This window comes from Pseudocitrobacter sp. CD920760 (assembly GCF_057782505.1).
Window position 1 is genome coordinate 419,391 of the sequence record NZ_CM173490.1, and the last position, 16,600, is coordinate 435,990.

The following is a 16,600-nucleotide window of genomic DNA, read 5'->3' on the forward strand; positions in this document are numbered from 1 at the left end:
GCGCCACGTTACTCACGTGGCGCTACTCTTTCAGGAGATAAGATGTATTACTTACAACGTAATCCCCGGGGAACACTGGTGCGGGTAGATACTCAACCGTTCGAAGGAATGACCGAAGAATCTGAACAAACCACGCTGGAAATCAACCACTGGCAGAATCATCAGAAGGCGCTGCTTGCGGGGCTGCAAAAAAGCGATCTTGAACTGGTTCGCGTGCTGGAAGATTTGATCTATGTACTGACCAGTAAAGGCATTCTCAGTATCACGGACCTGCCGGTTGCGGCGCAGAACAAGTTATCGAACCGAAGTCTATTGCGCCAGGAGCTGGACAGCCTGGAGAATCTGCTTAATGAGGATGAGATCTTGCTCTAGCCCAGCGATCCCGAAACGCAAAGCCCAACCACGAGGTTGGGTTTCTTCTATATGAGTACGAAAAGGATCTCTTTTATCGCATAACGATCGTATAAGCGGAGACCGAACGACAAGAAAACTCTCCAGTCTGTGGGTAACTCTGTGTGTAAGTGGGTATAAAGCGGGGTTTTGCTGTGTATTTCAGCAGTCGGTAAAATTACCGCATATTTAGGGTTGCAGCCTCACGAGAACTCCCTATAATGCGCTCCCACTGACACGGCAACAGCCGGTTCGGTTGAAGAAAAAAATCCTTGAAAATGGGGTTGACTCTGAAAGAGGAAAACGTATTATACGGGACCTCGCAACGGTGAGCGTAAAGCCGCGTTGCAACTGCTCTTTAACAATTTATCAGACAATCTGTGTGGGCACTCAATGATACGGATTCTTAACGTCGCAAGACGATAAATGAATACCAAGTCTCTGAGTGAACACGTAATTCATTACGAAGTTTAATTCACGAGCATCAAACTTAAATTGAAGAGTTTGATCATGGCTCAGATTGAACGCTGGCGGCAGGCCTAACACATGCAAGTCGAACGGTAACAGGAATCAGCTTGCTGATTCGCTGACGAGTGGCGGACGGGTGAGTAATGTCTGGGAAACTGCCTGATGGAGGGGGATAACTACTGGAAACGGTAGCTAATACCGCATAACGTCGCAAGACCAAAGAGGGGGACCTTCGGGCCTCTTGCCATCGGATGTGCCCAGATGGGATTAGCTAGTAGGTGGGGTAACGGCTCACCTAGGCGACGATCCCTAGCTGGTCTGAGAGGATGACCAGCCACACTGGAACTGAGACACGGTCCAGACTCCTACGGGAGGCAGCAGTGGGGAATATTGCACAATGGGCGCAAGCCTGATGCAGCCATGCCGCGTGTATGAAGAAGGCCTTCGGGTTGTAAAGTACTTTCAGCGAGGAGGAAGGTGTTGAGGTTAATAACCTCAGCAATTGACGTTACTCGCAGAAGAAGCACCGGCTAACTCCGTGCCAGCAGCCGCGGTAATACGGAGGGTGCAAGCGTTAATCGGAATTACTGGGCGTAAAGCGCACGCAGGCGGTTTGTTAAGTCAGATGTGAAATCCCCGGGCTCAACCTGGGAACTGCATTTGAAACTGGCAAGCTTGAGTCTCGTAGAGGGGGGTAGAATTCCAGGTGTAGCGGTGAAATGCGTAGAGATCTGGAGGAATACCGGTGGCGAAGGCGGCCCCCTGGACGAAGACTGACGCTCAGGTGCGAAAGCGTGGGGAGCAAACAGGATTAGATACCCTGGTAGTCCACGCTGTAAACGATGTCGACTTGGAGGTTGTGCCCTTGAGGCGTGGCTTCCGGAGCTAACGCGTTAAGTCGACCGCCTGGGGAGTACGGCCGCAAGGTTAAAACTCAAATGAATTGACGGGGGCCCGCACAAGCGGTGGAGCATGTGGTTTAATTCGATGCAACGCGAAGAACCTTACCTACTCTTGACATCCACGGAACTTTTCAGAGATGAATTGGTGCCTTCGGGAACCGTGAGACAGGTGCTGCATGGCTGTCGTCAGCTCGTGTTGTGAAATGTTGGGTTAAGTCCCGCAACGAGCGCAACCCTTATCCTTTGTTGCCAGCGGTTCGGCCGGGAACTCAAAGGAGACTGCCAGTGATAAACTGGAGGAAGGTGGGGATGACGTCAAGTCATCATGGCCCTTACGAGTAGGGCTACACACGTGCTACAATGGCATATACAAAGAGAAGCGACCTCGCGAGAGCAAGCGGACCTCATAAAGTATGTCGTAGTCCGGATTGGAGTCTGCAACTCGACTCCATGAAGTCGGAATCGCTAGTAATCGTAGATCAGAATGCTACGGTGAATACGTTCCCGGGCCTTGTACACACCGCCCGTCACACCATGGGAGTGGGTTGCAAAAGAAGTAGGTAGCTTAACCTTCGGGAGGGCGCTTACCACTTTGTGATTCATGACTGGGGTGAAGTCGTAACAAGGTAACCGTAGGGGAACCTGCGGTTGGATCACCTCCTTACCTTAAAGAACCGTTCCTTGAAGTGTCCACACAGATTGTCTGATGAAAAGTAAATAGCAAGGCGTCTTGCGATTGAGACTTCAGTGTCCCCTTCGTCTAGAGGCCCAGGACACCGCCCTTTCACGGCGGTAACAGGGGTTCGAATCCCCTAGGGGACGCCACTTGCTGGTATGTGTGAGTGAAAGTCGCCGACCTTAATATCTCAAAACAGACTGTTAAGTCTTGTTTGAGATATTTGCTCTTTAAAAATCTGGATCAAGCTGAAAATTGAAACGACACACTTTTAAGTGTGTTCGAGTCTCTCAAATTTTCGCAACACGATGGTGTTTTACGAAACATCTTCGGGTTGTGAGGTTAAGCGACTAAGCGTACACGGTGGATGCCCTGGCAGTCAGAGGCGATGAAGGACGTGCTAATCTGCGATAAGCGTCGGTAAGGTGATATGAACCGTTATAACCGGCGATTTCCGAATGGGGAAACCCAGTGTGATTCGTCACACTATCATTACGTGAATACATAGCGTAATGAAGCGAACCGGGGGAACTGAAACATCTAAGTACCCCGAGGAAAAGAAATCAACCGAGATTCCCCCAGTAGCGGCGAGCGAACGGGGAGCAGCCCAGAGTCTGAATCAGCATGTGTGTTAGTGGAAGCGTCTGGAAAGTCGCACGATACAGGGTGAAAGTCCCGTACACCAAAATGCATATGTTGTGAACTCGAAGAGTAGGGCGGGACACGTGGTATCCTGTCTGAATATGGGGGGACCATCCTCCAAGGCTAAATACTCCTGACTGACCGATAGTGAACCAGTACCGTGAGGGAAAGGCGAAAAGAACCCCGGCGAGGGGAGTGAAAAAGAACCTGAAACCGTGTACGTACAAGCAGTGGGAGCCTCTTTATGGGGTGACTGCGTACCTTTTGTATAATGGGTCAGCGACTTATATTCTGTAGCAAGGTTAACCGAATAGGGGAGCCGAAGGGAAACCGAGTCTTAACTGGGCGTTAAGTTGCAGGGTATAGACCCGAAACCCGGTGATCTAGCCATGGGCAGGTTGAAGGTTGGGTAACACTAACTGGAGGACCGAACCGACTAATGTTGAAAAATTAGCGGATGACTTGTGGCTGGGGGTGAAAGGCCAATCAAACCGGGAGATAGCTGGTTCTCCCCGAAAGCTATTTAGGTAGCGCCTCGTGAACTCATCTTCGGGGGTAGAGCACTGTTTCGGCTAGGGGGTCATCCCGACTTACCAACCCGATGCAAACTACGAATACCGAAGAATGTTATCACGGGAGACACACGGCGGGTGCTAACGTCCGTCGTGAAGAGGGAAACAACCCAGACCGCCAGCTAAGGTCCCAAAGTCACAGTTAAGTGGGAAACGATGTGGGAAGGCTCAGACAGCCAGGATGTTGGCTTAGAAGCAGCCATCATTTAAAGAAAGCGTAATAGCTCACTGGTCGAGTCGGCCTGCGCGGAAGATGTAACGGGGCTAAACTGTGCACCGAAGCTGCGGCAGCGACACTATGTGTTGTTGGGTAGGGGAGCGTTCTGTAAGCCGTTGAAGGTGTGTCGTGAGGCATGCTGGAGGTATCAGAAGTGCGAATGCTGACATAAGTAACGATAAAGCGGGTGAAAAGCCCGCTCGCCGGAAGACCAAGGGTTCCTGTCCAACGTTAATCGGGGCAGGGTGAGTCGACCCCTAAGGCGAGGCCGAAAGGCGTAGTCGATGGGAAACAGGTTAATATTCCTGTACTTGGTGTTACTGCGAAGGGGGGACGGAGAAGGCTATGTTGGCCGGGCGACGGTTGTCCCGGTTTAAGCGTGTAGGTGGGAAGTTTAGGTAAATCCGGACTTCTGTTAACACTGAGACGTGATGACGAGGCACTACGGTGCTGAAGTAACAAATGCCCTGCTTCCAGGAAAAGCCTCTAAGCATCAGGTAACATTGAATCGTACCCCAAACCGACACAGGTGGTCAGGTAGAGAATACCAAGGCGCTTGAGAGAACTCGGGTGAAGGAACTAGGCAAAATGGTGCCGTAACTTCGGGAGAAGGCACGCTGATATGTAGGTGAAGCGGTTTACCCGTGGAGCTGAAATCAGTCGAAGATACCAGCTGGCTGCAACTGTTTATTAAAAACACAGCACTGTGCAAACACGAAAGTGGACGTATACGGTGTGACGCCTGCCCGGTGCCGGAAGGTTAATTGATGGGGTTAGCGGCAACGCGAAGCTCTTGATCGAAGCCCCGGTAAACGGCGGCCGTAACTATAACGGTCCTAAGGTAGCGAAATTCCTTGTCGGGTAAGTTCCGACCTGCACGAATGGCGTAATGATGGCCAGGCTGTCTCCACCCGAGACTCAGTGAAATTGAACTCGCTGTGAAGATGCAGTGTACCCGCGGCAAGACGGAAAGACCCCGTGAACCTTTACTATAGCTTGACACTGAACATTGAGCCTTGATGTGTAGGATAGGTGGGAGGCTTTGAAGTGTGGACGCCAGTCTGCATGGAGCCAACCTTGAAATACCACCCTTTAATGTTTGATGTTCTAACGTAGACCCGTGATCCGGGTTGCGGACAGTGTCTGGTGGGTAGTTTGACTGGGGCGGTCTCCTCCCAAAGAGTAACGGAGGAGCACGAAGGTTAGCTAATCCTGGTCGGACATCAGGAGGTTAGTGCAATGGCATAAGCTAGCTTGACTGCGAGCGTGACGGCGCGAGCAGGTGCGAAAGCAGGTCATAGTGATCCGGTGGTTCTGAATGGAAGGGCCATCGCTCAACGGATAAAAGGTACTCCGGGGATAACAGGCTGATACCGCCCAAGAGTTCATATCGACGGCGGTGTTTGGCACCTCGATGTCGGCTCATCACATCCTGGGGCTGAAGTAGGTCCCAAGGGTATGGCTGTTCGCCATTTAAAGTGGTACGCGAGCTGGGTTTAGAACGTCGTGAGACAGTTCGGTCCCTATCTGCCGTGGGCGCTGGAGAATTGAGGGGGGCTGCTCCTAGTACGAGAGGACCGGAGTGGACGCATCACTGGTGTTCGGGTTGTCATGCCAATGGCATTGCCCGGTAGCTACATGCGGAAGAGATAAGTGCTGAAAGCATCTAAGCACGAAACTTGCCCCGAGATGAGTTCTCCCTGACTCCTTGAGAGTCCTGAAGGAACGTTGAAGACTACGACGTTGATAGGCTGGGTGTGTAAGTGCAGCGATGCATTGAGCTAACCAGTACTAATGAACCGTGAGGCTTAACCTTACAACGCCGAAGATGTTTTGGCGAAGAGACATCGATAAGTAAGCTTGATAACAGATTAAATTAACCGGCGTAAGCGGGTTAATACAACAGAATTTGCCTGGCGGCACTAGCGCGGTGGTCCCACCTGACCCCATGCCGAACTCAGAAGTGAAACGCCGTAGCGCCGATGGTAGTGTGGGGTCTCCCCATGCGAGAGTAGGGAACTGCCAGGCATCAAATAAAACGAAAGGCTCAGTCGAAAGACTGGGCCTTTTGTTTTATCTGTTGCTTGTCGGTGAACGCTCTCCTGAGTAGGACAAATCCGCCGGGAGCGGATTTGAACGTTGCGAAGCAACGGCCCGAAGGGTGGCGGGCAGGACGCCCGCCATAAACTGCCAGGCATCAAATAAGCAGAAGGCCATCCGGAAGGATGGCCTTTTTGCGTTGGCGCGAAAAAACCTGCCGGATGGCGGCTGCGCCTTATCCGGCCTACGGGTACGGTGCACACTGCAGGCCCGGTAAGCGCAGCGCCACCGTGCAACACAGCGCGCACAACCTCTCCCTGACGACATCTTAACGATACCTTCCCAGGACAATACCCAACAGATTAAAACGCGTCTCGTGGATTACAGCGATGATTTAAAAGCGGAAGGGAGGAAAGCTGGATGAGTGGAATACAAACCCCAGAAAAGCAAGAACCCAGCCAAAGGCTGGGTTCTTTAAATAGTGGTGCCCGGACTCGGAATCGAACCAAGGACACGGGGATTTTCAATCCCTTTAAAAGAGCCCAAACGATCCATCAGCACTAACAGTTTTTTACTGGTTTACCTTGAGAAAAATGTTTAAGTTTGGTTCTTCATGACTTAAGTATTGCTTAAATACGGCGTTTCGAAGCTACCAGAATCCTACCATTATGAGCCTATACCCATAGAAGAGAAATTATCTCCCGTTCTCGCGATTCAATGACTAAAAATCAGACGGTGCAGGCTTTTAGATACTGATATTATATCTTTTGGGTAAAGTATTAATCTCTGTTGAGATAGGCTCTTAGCCCTAAAATAGCCGAGCAGCAAACGCCAAAACAACAATACTGACATTACCATTAACTGTCGCGATGGTTCTGAGTCGATCGTCTTTAAGTGTTTTACCATCAAATGTTGCGATGGTGCGGAGTCGATCGTCTTTCAAGGTCTTGCCATCAAATGTTGCGATGGTGCGGAGTCGGTCGTCTTTCAGGCTTTTACCGTCAAAGGTAGCGATGGTGCGGAGTCGGTCGTCTTTCAGGGCTTTACCATCAAACGTCGCGATGGTCCTCAGTCGATCATCTTTCAAGGTCTTGCCATCAAAGGTCGCGATAGTCCTGAGTCGATCGTCTTTTATAGTTACGCTCATAAGTATTCTCCTGTGATACATCCATTCAGTACTTTACCATCCAAAATCAAGCACTGGTTTCTGTAAGTTCTGGACGCTAATTGTTTGAATGTGCGTTAAAAATTCATCCAGTTAGCATTAACATTAACCAGCGCTTCATCGATCGTACAGGTCTGACGCAGTTTAAAAGATACAATCTTACCTATAAATTGCGGTGGCGCATTGTTCTTTTATCTGGCAACTAGAGGTGTCCTCCAACCCCTTTAAATTTTTCGATAAACGCCCCAATTTTCTGGAATACAGTCTGCTTTTTCGTTTTGTACTGAGGATTCAACGGACTGAGCTTTGGTAGCGTCTCGTTTAACTCCGTCCCATTTTCGGTAGCATATTCCCGTTTTAGTGATGTGCGGATATAGCGCCTTGCAGCCTCTTCATTGAGGTTTTCTTCCTTAATCAACGCTTCTGCTTCCCGCTGCTGTTCATGCTGAGCATAGGTAAAGAATGCATCAATGATACTGGCCTTGTCCGGCATGTCATCAAGGTTAGTTTGCTGAATAAAGTCAACAATCAGACCTTCTTTGGCACGGTTGCCCAGACTTGAGCGGATTAAGCGTCTGACCTCTTCAGTCAGGGCTTCTTTACCTTTTTTCTCTCTGTTGTGGTCGAAAATCAGACCAAGGATGTAGTCCAGGTTAATCTCCTGCGACTTAAGCAGGTCAATTTCAAACACCACGTCATCCCAGTCTGTGGTTGATGTATCCCTGTCGTTTGCTGCTTTTTCGCGTCGCTGCCAGTCCCGGATATCATTGTATGCTGAGCGATAGTCCTGAACTTTACGTTCTGCCGGGAGACGAATGGTTTGTAATTCAGCAAATTTTTCATCATCCACATAGTGCTCTGCTTTAAAGGTTGCTACCGCTTCCGGGTCACTAATATCAACCTTCTGCAGGGCTTTCAGCGTGGCAAATTCATCGTAGTTTTGCAGGATGTTTTCTGCCCGCAGATATTCACCAAACAGTTTGACGAAGGCTTTTTTCTCTTTTTCACTGTCGATACTGGCAGGGTCAGGGAAGCGCTGCTCCAGCTCCGAAACAACAGCCATAAAACCTCGTTTAGCCTCACCGGTTGCCGCATCGGTAAAGCCCTGCATGTACTCTTCGTAGCTTTTTTCTAGTACCACATTCTTGGTGTTTTTGTCGCCAAAAAGCGTGATGGCATCAATGGTCGGACGCTCCAGGTCCCTGAAAGTCACGATATTGCCGAAGGTTTTGGTGGCATCATAGATACGGTTTGTGCGGGAAAATGCCTGCATCAGACCGTGATAACGCAGGTTTTTGTCAACAAACAGAGTGTTCAGCATCGGGGCATCGAAGCCGGTTAAGAACATTCCCACCACGATGAGAAGGTCAATATCCTGATTTTTCACTCGCTGAGCTAAATCGCGGTAGTAGTTCTGGAAACCGTTACTGTCGGTGCTGAAATTGGTTTTAAAGTGGTTGTTATAGTCATCAATAGCTGAATCCAGGAATTCCTTCGCGCTGCGGTTCATTGCACTGGTATCAAAGCTTTCGTCAGTAATATCACCAATGGCGCTTTGCTCTTCATTTGCAGCAAAGGAGAAGATGGTTGCAACCCGAAGGCGTTTATAGCTGCCAGATTTCTTCTCTGCTTCTTCCTGTAGCATTTTAAACGTCGTGTAATAAGCTTTCGCCGCGTCCACGCTGCTAACTGCTAACATGGCGTTAAAGCCCTTAGCTCCCGGGAAGGTTCGGTGTGTTTTCTGACGGAAGTTATTGAGAATGTATTGCGTTATTTCCTGGATACGCAGTGGGTGCAGAAAGGCCTGGTGGTTTTCAGCCGCGCTGAGTTTTTTCTCATCAGTTTCCGTTTCAAGAGACTTAAACTGTGGGCGGACATCGTTATAGTCCACCTTAAACTTCAGCACTTTTTCATCACGAATCGCATCAGTAATTACGTAAGAATGTAATTCACGTCCGAACACGCTGGTTGTGGTTTCTGCTCCCAGTGCGTTTTCGGGGAAAATAGGCGTACCGGTAAAACCAAACTGATAAAAGCGTCTGAATTTCTTTTTGAGGTTTTTCTGGGCCTCACCAAACTGGCTACGGTGACACTCATCAAAGATAAACACCACCTGCTGTTGGTAGACGGGCAGGTCAGCTTCAGATTTCATCAGGTTATTGAGTTTCTGAATGGTTGTGACGATGATTTTGTTATCGTCTTTATCCAGGTTTCTTCTGAGGCCTGCTGTATTATCCGAACCATTGACACTGTCCGGAGAGAAGCGCTGATACTCCTTCATGGTCTGGTAATCGAGGTCTTTCCTGTCGACCACGAAGAAGACTTTATCGATAAAGTCCAGCTCAGTAGCCAGACGTGCGGCCTTAAAGCTGGTCAGGGTTTTTCCTGACCCTGTGGTATGCCAGATAAATCCACCGCTTTCGGGTTTTGACCAGTTCTTCGCTTTAAAAGAGCTGTTGATTTTCCAGAGAATGCGCTCGGTGGCGGCAATCTGATAGGGGCGCATGACGAGCAGCGTCTGGCTGCTGTCAAACACGCTGTAATTAAACAGAACATTCAGCAGGGTATGCTTCTGGAAGAAAGTGGCGGTAAAGTCCTTCAGGTCCTTAATCAGAGTGTTATCCGACTTTGCCCAGTTCATGGTGAAATCAAAGCTATTTTTATCCCGTTTAGTGGTACTGGCAAAGTACCGGGTATCAGTCCCGTTGGAAATCACGAAGAGTTGCAGGTATTTAAACAGGGAGTTATCGCTGTTAAAGCTTTCCTTGCTGTAACGGTGTATCTGGTTAAAGGCTTCACGAATCGCCACGCCACGCTTTTTGAGTTCGATTTGCACCAGCGGAAGGCCGTTGACCAGAATGGTGACGTCATAACGGTTAGCGTGTGAGCCAGTCTGCTCAAACTGCTGAATGACCTGCACCTTATTGCGCAGCAGGTTCTTTTTATCTATCAGATAGATGTTTTCCAGACGACCGTCATCAAACGTGAAATCACAGATATAGTCGATATGGATTTTACGGGTTTTGTCCAGGCTGCTGTCACTGGGGCTATCGAGATACTGCTCTGCGAAACGCCGCCATTCACTTTCGTTAAACTCCACACCATTAAGACGCTGAAGCTGGTCCCGCACATTCGCCAGCATCGCTGTCGGTGACTTAACGGAGATAAACTCATAACCCTGATTAAGAAGGTCCTGAATCAGCTCCCGCTCAAGATCCGATTCGCTCTGGTAACTCTCACCAGTTTCCTGCGCTTTAGTGTACTTATCAAGGACGATAAAGTTATTGGATTCAGCAATGGTATGTGTTTGTTGTGTCATGGTGCATCCTGTGCGTCATCTGGCAAAGTCCGGAAGGGTATCAGAAGCATCTTCCGGAATTCGTAAGGCCTGACACTGGCAGGGGAAAACATACCCTACCGGTATCAATGGTCTGTCAGTTGCTGGCGGTTTCTGTTTTCGGGAAGCTGAACAGCAAGTCACGATAATACTCGTACTGCTTCTGACGTAGCTCGATTTCACGAGGTAAGCCTTCGGTGATAGAGCTTGTTAATGTGTCGAATTTATCGAGTATATTGACGATACGTAATTGTTCATTAAGCGATTTTTCAGGGTTTTCTGCAAAAGGGACCGGGATTTTTATATTTTTAACAATCTGCGCATTTATGTTCGTCTGGGAGCCAGTCCCAAGTGACTTAATATATGCGTACTGACTGCATAAGAAATGAAACACATATCTGTAATGTACAATTTCTTCGTCAAGTTGAATATTTGCGCATGCTTGATTAGTTGTCATTGGGATTTTATTAATGCCAATTTTACCAACAGTTGCTCCATACATAGCAATTATGATGCAATCCTTTGGTATCCATTTCGCGCTTGAGGTTTTCAAACCTTCTTCGGTGATTTTTATCTCCGTGTCCCATATCTCCCTAAAATCCACTTCTTGGGTTCTCAGCCAGGGGATAGTGCCATCATAATATTCAGTCACCCCAGTTTTTGGGGTTCCTCCGGATGAAATCTTTCTCGAAATTTCCCCCAATGTTTTCCACGCAACGTTACCCTCTTTGAAACTCAGTAATTGATCGCGATAGTAGTTGTACTGTTTTTTACGCATGGTAAGCTCAGCTGTAAGCTCAGCTGTAAGCGCAGTAAATTTATCAAGAATCCGCACGATTTCGGACTGGATAGCAAGAGACTTTTCTGGATCGCCCGGGCAAGGAATGGGGGCTTTATATGCTGAAATCATTTGAAGATTCAGCCCACCACGCCCGCTGTTCCCAGATGATATCTGACGTAGATTATCATACTGGGTTTCCAAAAAGTGGAAAATATAATCTGAATTGATCTTCCGCTCATCAAATGTAATGGCTGCAAGCGATTGATTGGTGGTTAATTTAATGCGGGTTCTTGCTACTTTACCACGAGTTTTACCCTGACCTGCTAATGCCATAACAATGGAATTTTCAGGAACAAATTTAGCACTTGAGTTATTTAATCCATCCTCAGTAATGAATGTCTCAGTTTCTTTGATGGTTTTTAAATTTACTTCACCTGAACTCATCCAGGGGATAGTTCCATGCTCCCAATATTCTGTTTTTTTAGTATCAGGGGTGCCACCAGAATAAATTTTTTTTGCAACCTTACCGAGAGGGAACCACTCAACCTCAATCCCCTCCAGCAGTTTTTCCAGATAATTTAGCTTACTCATGCCTGCGCCTCGTAGCCTTCAATTTCTGCCACAATCGCATCAATGTCTTTGCGTAACTGGTCGATTTTGCTGACCGTGGTTTTAAGCTCAACATTCAGTTCGGTGATATCGACGATTTCACGGGTATCTTTTGCTTCGACGTAGCTACTGACAGACAGATTGTAGTCATTACCAGCAACAGTCTCTAATGGCACCGTTTTCGCCAGATGGTCAGTATCTGCCTTACTGTTGAACACATCCATAATCTGCTTAATATGACCATCAGTCAGGATATTGTTATTGGTTTCTTTCTTAAACAACCCGCTGGCGTCAATAAACTGAACGCGGGTATCTGTTTTGTGCTTGGACAGCACCAGAATGTTAACGGCAATGGTGGTGCCAAAGAACAGGTTTGGTGCCAGAGAAATCACCGTTTCAACATAGTTGTTGTCGACCAGGTACTGGCGGATTTTCTGCTCTGCTCCGCCACGGTAGAAAATACCGGGGAAGCAAACTATTGCTGCACGCCCTTTAGCTGACAGGTAGTTTAGTGCATGTAGCACAAACGCAAAGTCAGCTTTTGATTTCGGGGCCAGTACGCCAGCAGGAGCAAAACGCTCATCGTTAATCAGGGTCGGGTCATCACTACCAATCCACTTAACCGAGTACGGTGGGTTAGAGACAATAGCATCAAACGGTTTTTCATCGCCAAAGTGAGGCTCAGTCAGGGTATTCCCCAGTCTGATATCAAATTTGTCGTAGTTGATGTTGTGCAGGAACATGTTCATACGCGCCAGGTTAAAGGTTGTATGATTTATCTCCTGACCATAAAAACCGTCTTCAATGATATGGTTATCAAAGTGCTTCTTCGCCTGAAGCAGCAGTGAGCCAGAGCCTGCAGCAGGGTCATAGATTTTGTTGACATGAGTCTGACCGTGCATCGCAAGCTGAGCAATCAGCTTAGATACGTGCTGAGGTGTGAAGAACTCCCCTCCAGACTTACCGGCATTCGCCGCATAGTTTGAAATCAGGAACTCGTAGGCATCACCGAAAAGGTCAATCTGGTGCTCATTAAAATCCCCGAGCTTTAGCCCCTCAACGCCTTTCAGAACGGCAGCAAGACGGCTGTTTTTGTCCTTGACGGTGTTACCCAGTCGATTGCTTGTCGTATCGAAATCGGCAAACAGGCCTTTGATGTCAGCTTCAGACGGATAGCCGTAGGCAGAGCTTTCAATAGCGACGAAGATACTGTTTAAATCAGCATTCAGCCTGTCGTTGGTGTTCGCTTTAGCGGCAACGTTGCAGAACAGCTGGCTCGGGTATATGAAGTAACCTTTAGTCCTGATGGCATCGTCTTTGATGTCATCGGTAATGATGCTGTCATCAAGTGCTGCATAATGTATGCTCTCATCCCCTGCTTCCATGTAGCTGGAAAAATTCTCACTGATGAAGCGGTAGAAAAGTGCACCGAGTACATACTGTTTAAAATCCCATCCATCTACTGAGCCCCTGACATCATTGGCAATGGCCCAGATTTGACGGTGTAGCTCTGCACGCTGCTGAAGGCTTGTCATCTTGTATCCTGTTGTATGATTCTTAAGTACTGTTATTGGCCCGATTTTATCGCAATTTCATATGGATGACAGGCTTTGTATGTCATGCCTTGCACTGAGAGTTCGTTTGCCCGGTTGTGTAGCCAACACTCTTTCAGTCAGGCCAGTAGAAACGTTGTGCTGACGATAAATACTGAAGCCCCAATACTATCGGGGCTGAACGTTCAGTCGGTGAGAATTTCTTCATCCGTATCCATTGTGGATGGTGATGAATCTATTTTTGTTGTAAGAAATACCCGATTCAGTAGTCTTTGCTTCAGGGCGTTTCTTCGCTCATTGTAGAATTCCGGGAAGCGACTGAACTCAATATTGTCATCTGAAACTAACAGCATTGATGGCGTATAGTTGTTTGATGAATGAGATAGCCATTGTTTCAGGGAAGTATCCTGTTTACTTATATTCTGAGAATGATTCAGTAAATGAAGATTCGGTATGGTGTCCCAGTGTTCCGGGTTTTCATAAAAGCTGAGGTTCTCTGGTGAGTTCGCAACATAATCTAATCTTTCAAGATATTTCTTTGAGAAGTGATTTCTTGGGTGAAGGTGATCAATATGAAACACCTCGGTCGGATTCATTTCAGGGAACAGAAGATGCAATAGTGCGCGGCAACGACCTTCGCCATATCTGATATTGAGAAGGCTTTCGATGTATTCGTCGTCAAATCTGAGGTCCTTATTCGAGCCTTTATATCTGTCAATAATCTTCTCAAGAGGAAAATGAATATCTGAAAGACTATTTTTCATTACATCTCTGATGCTCGTGAGTAGCGCATCGGCCTGGCTTCCAAAGATCCCTTTCAGAAGTACCATGTAAAACCACTGGCTAATTACTGAGCGTTCATTGTGGTTCTTATTCAGGAGATTAATCGTTGTATATAATGGATGTCCACTGGTTTGCTTTTTGTAAAGCCAGTAGACCACAGGAATGACTGCATTTTTAGATATCAAAGACTGTGGATTGATGCCGAATCGCCTGACAAGAATAAAAGTCTCCTTGATACAGGATTTTATTTCAGACCATTGCTGTTGTATCTTACCGACCTCCTCTGAAGTGAAGTTTTTTACTTTGAACCGGACGTCAGAGTCAATAAGCATCAGGCTGGTTTTTAAGAACCAGTCTCTTTCAATATAAAACCCCATCTCGTTGTTCTGATAAATATTTTTTGTCAGTTCATCCAGTTCTCTTCTGAAATCCCCCTGCCAGTGCGCTACCGCTATTGACATCAGTAAGTCGGAGAACTCAAGTTTTGTCCCCCCGCTGTTCGTGCGTATGAAAACATCCAGCACATGGTCAATATCCTGACTACTCTCATTGAAGTAGTGGATGATGTTCTCAGTTCTTATTTTTGTATAAAGTCTCAGCAGAGTTTTTCTGGAAAACTCACTGGAAATGAGATCTCTTTTTTCAAGTTCTGGTACGACAACGTTAAATAAAATATCATCAGGGGAATCATACTGCTCGTATTTGAATATTTCGTGCAGGCAGAACCAGTGATGTTTGTTGTCTGTAAGTGAATCAGTGTATTGCTTGTCGGTCAGGAACCTGAAGTTATACTTCATCATGAGCTCATCGTCTGAATTAAGTGGCGCTGTTAAATCGACGTAAAGCTTTCTTGGCGGCAGGATGCGATCATCCTGTGCCGAAGGCCACCACACCCGGGGCTGTTTATACGCATACGTTCCACACAATCCAATATATAATGATGTGAGACGTTGCTGACCATCAATCACAGCCTTGAAATCATGAAATCCAGCATTTGTTGCTACGCAGGGATTTTCTTCATTAAATCGCTGACAGTATTCTTTTAGGAATTCATAGAATTTGTAATCGTTTTTAATACTGGCACTACGGATATCCCACATCATGAAAGAGTTTATCGGGTAGTCTCGCATGATGGAATCAAACAGCAGACATATCTGCCTGCTGCTCCAGACGAACTTCCTCTGAATTGCAGGCAGAAGATAGTGGCGTAAATTAATTGAGTCTATCGCTTGTTTTATCGTTATTGCTTTTTCATACTGGCCAGCCATCATAAACCTCATATGTTATATTAGCTGGCCTATTTTAATTTAAAGCGTGTCGGTAGTACAGTCTTTGCACAAACTAATTTATGCAGTGGAAAAGCTGACGGCTCGGTTTGTGTTTTTCGTTAGGGTAGACTCGCATTGCGGATGCACAAAGTGATGAAACCTGTCTTGCTATATTTTTACCGAAGTTAACAAGAAGGCCGTGCTTTATTTTTTCACCCTCTGCCCTGATGCTGATGATAAAGCTGAACTGATATACGATTACCTCAATGAGGTCATTGCCAAATGTTATAATGGCGGCGTTGTTTATTTCATGTTCATAATCCCTCAGGTCAGTGTTAAGTCTTGCGGTCGCATCTACAAGTGCGTATTCTTTATCGATAATCATAACTTTCTCACTTATCATGTTAATGTGATTTAATCATCACTAATAATATGTTGTGATTTTAATTACGATTATTCGTCTGTTTACTCCCGTAATGCATTATCTGATGAATAATGTTCATGTGGGGTAAGGCTTCCATAAAGTCAGACTGTTCAATCAGCGAAATGAGTGTGTTATCGATCTCAAACGTTGTATCCGGTAATACCTCAACCAGCCTGATTCGGGACAGGGAAATAACGAACACGCCCGATGACGTACATCCGGCAAGAAACCACTCCGCATGGCTGCAAAGCAGACGGTAGGGATGAACGGTATGGCTGACGTTTTCGTCGGTTCTGATACGCACCTGGGTCTGGTTAAGTATGGCGAGCGTCAGTCTGCTGAAATCACCGAACAGCGTGGGTTTCTGGCGCGGCTCCGGTAGCATAATCCTGTAGGGCGAGGGGCGTTCCCCGTCAAGCATCAGGCTCAGCAGTTTGGCGTCCATCGCGGGTAACAGACGGTCAAGATGCAGCAGTCTCGCCAGTATCTTCATATCCCGTTCCGTGCGGCGACGAAAGTAATGCGAAGCAAGCTGATACACGCCGTTGCTCTGTTCAATATCAAGGTACGTCAGACGGACGTTGAAATCCCGTCGCAGTGTTCGCGTCGTCACTCCAAATTCTTCTGCCAGCGTCCCGATATGCAGCTTTTCACCCTGAAACAAACGGCTCAGGATGATGGAAAGGCGGGTTGCCAGTCTGTCATGTTCGTTTTCTTGTGTTATCAGCGTCATACATCATTTCCGAATTTAGCCGGGAAATAATGCCAGCAGT

At 47.2% G+C, this 16,600-nt stretch carries 8 protein-coding genes, 1 tRNA gene and 3 rRNA genes; 5 read left to right on the forward strand and 7 right to left on the reverse strand.

Annotated elements, in window-relative coordinates; all coding sequences use genetic code 11:
• Window positions 1-42: 42 nt before the first annotated feature.
• The 5 genes from AC1MKH_RS01855 to rrf all read left to right on the forward strand — a co-directional run bounded on the left by AC1MKH_RS01855 (window position 43) and on the right by rrf (window position 5,895).
• Window positions 43-372 (forward strand): tryptophan synthase subunit beta, encoded by a 330-nt coding sequence (locus tag AC1MKH_RS01855; RefSeq protein WP_149465162.1) that lies wholly within the window; start codon window positions 43-45, stop codon window positions 370-372.
• Window positions 373-882: 510 nt separating this feature from the next.
• A 16S ribosomal RNA gene (locus AC1MKH_RS01860) occupies window positions 883-2,424 on the forward strand.
• An 85-nt stretch (window positions 2,425-2,509) separates the two neighbouring features.
• Window positions 2,510-2,585 (forward strand) — tRNA-Glu (locus AC1MKH_RS01865).
• 191 nt (window positions 2,586-2,776) lie between these two features.
• Window positions 2,777-5,683 (forward strand): 23S ribosomal RNA (locus tag AC1MKH_RS01870).
• A 96-nt stretch (window positions 5,684-5,779) separates the two neighbouring features.
• Window positions 5,780-5,895 (forward strand): 5S ribosomal RNA (gene rrf, locus AC1MKH_RS01875).
• Together the 16S, 23S and 5S rRNA genes with 1 tRNA gene alongside form the textbook arrangement of a ribosomal RNA operon.
• An 820-nt stretch (window positions 5,896-6,715) precedes the next feature.
• Here rrf and AC1MKH_RS01880 read toward each other — a convergent pair.
• The 7 genes from AC1MKH_RS01880 to AC1MKH_RS01910 form a co-directional block, all read right to left on the reverse strand.
• The gene (locus AC1MKH_RS01880; RefSeq protein ID WP_046092746.1) at window positions 6,716-7,054 is read right to left on the reverse strand and encodes a 5-fold beta-flower protein; all 339 of its coding nucleotides are present in this window, start codon (window positions 7,052-7,054) and stop codon (window positions 6,716-6,718) included.
• 220 nt (window positions 7,055-7,274) lie between these two features.
• Window positions 7,275-10,391, reverse strand: coding sequence for an HsdR family type I site-specific deoxyribonuclease (locus AC1MKH_RS01885; protein ID WP_276220761.1), 3,117 nt, complete (start codon window positions 10,389-10,391; stop codon window positions 7,275-7,277).
• A 115-nt stretch (window positions 10,392-10,506) separates the two neighbouring features.
• Entirely contained in the window at window positions 10,507-11,781 is a 1,275-nt protein-coding gene (locus tag AC1MKH_RS01890) for a restriction endonuclease subunit S (RefSeq protein WP_276220760.1), read from the reverse strand.
• Window positions 11,778-13,334: a type I restriction-modification system subunit M gene (locus tag AC1MKH_RS01895; protein WP_276220758.1), complete on the reverse strand. Its 1,557-nt coding sequence runs from the start codon at window positions 13,332-13,334 to the stop codon at window positions 11,778-11,780. The genes AC1MKH_RS01890 and AC1MKH_RS01895 overlap by 4 nt, the downstream gene beginning before the upstream one ends.
• 203 nt (window positions 13,335-13,537) lie before the next feature.
• On the reverse strand, window positions 13,538-15,406 hold the full coding sequence (locus tag AC1MKH_RS01900) for a DUF262 domain-containing protein (RefSeq protein ID WP_276220756.1): 1,869 nt from the start codon (window positions 15,404-15,406) through the stop codon (window positions 13,538-13,540).
• Between the two features lie 70 nt (window positions 15,407-15,476).
• Complete coding sequence (locus AC1MKH_RS01905) at window positions 15,477-15,788, reverse strand: hypothetical protein (protein ID WP_000582609.1); 312 nt, start codon at window positions 15,786-15,788, stop codon at window positions 15,477-15,479.
• A gap of 58 nt (window positions 15,789-15,846) precedes the next feature.
• Window positions 15,847-16,560: a helix-turn-helix transcriptional regulator gene (locus tag AC1MKH_RS01910; RefSeq protein WP_032165642.1), complete on the reverse strand. Its 714-nt coding sequence runs from the start codon at window positions 16,558-16,560 to the stop codon at window positions 15,847-15,849.
• Between the last annotated feature and the right edge of the window lie 40 nt (window positions 16,561-16,600).

Bases quoted from the DNA above. Each gene is read 5' to 3' on its own strand.
- AC1MKH_RS01890 (WP_276220760.1), bottom strand. From the start codon at position 11,781: ATGAGTAAGCTAAATTATCTGGAAAAACTGCTGGAGGGGATTGAGGTT.
- AC1MKH_RS01895 (WP_276220758.1), bottom strand. From the start codon at position 13,334: ATGACAAGCCTTCAGCAGCGTGCAGAGCTACACCGTCAAATCTGGGCC.
- AC1MKH_RS01855 (WP_149465162.1), top strand. From the start codon at position 43: ATGTATTACTTACAACGTAATCCCCGGGGAACACTGGTGCGGGTAGAT.
- AC1MKH_RS01910 (WP_032165642.1), bottom strand. From the start codon at position 16,560: ATGACGCTGATAACACAAGAAAACGAACATGACAGACTGGCAACCCGC.
- AC1MKH_RS01900 (WP_276220756.1), bottom strand. From the start codon at position 15,406: ATGATGGCTGGCCAGTATGAAAAAGCAATAACGATAAAACAAGCGATA.
- AC1MKH_RS01905 (WP_000582609.1), bottom strand. From the start codon at position 15,788: ATGATTATCGATAAAGAATACGCACTTGTAGATGCGACCGCAAGACTT.
- AC1MKH_RS01880 (WP_046092746.1), bottom strand. From the start codon at position 7,054: ATGAGCGTAACTATAAAAGACGATCGACTCAGGACTATCGCGACCTTT.
- AC1MKH_RS01885 (WP_276220761.1), bottom strand. From the start codon at position 10,391: ATGACACAACAAACACATACCATTGCTGAATCCAATAACTTTATCGTC.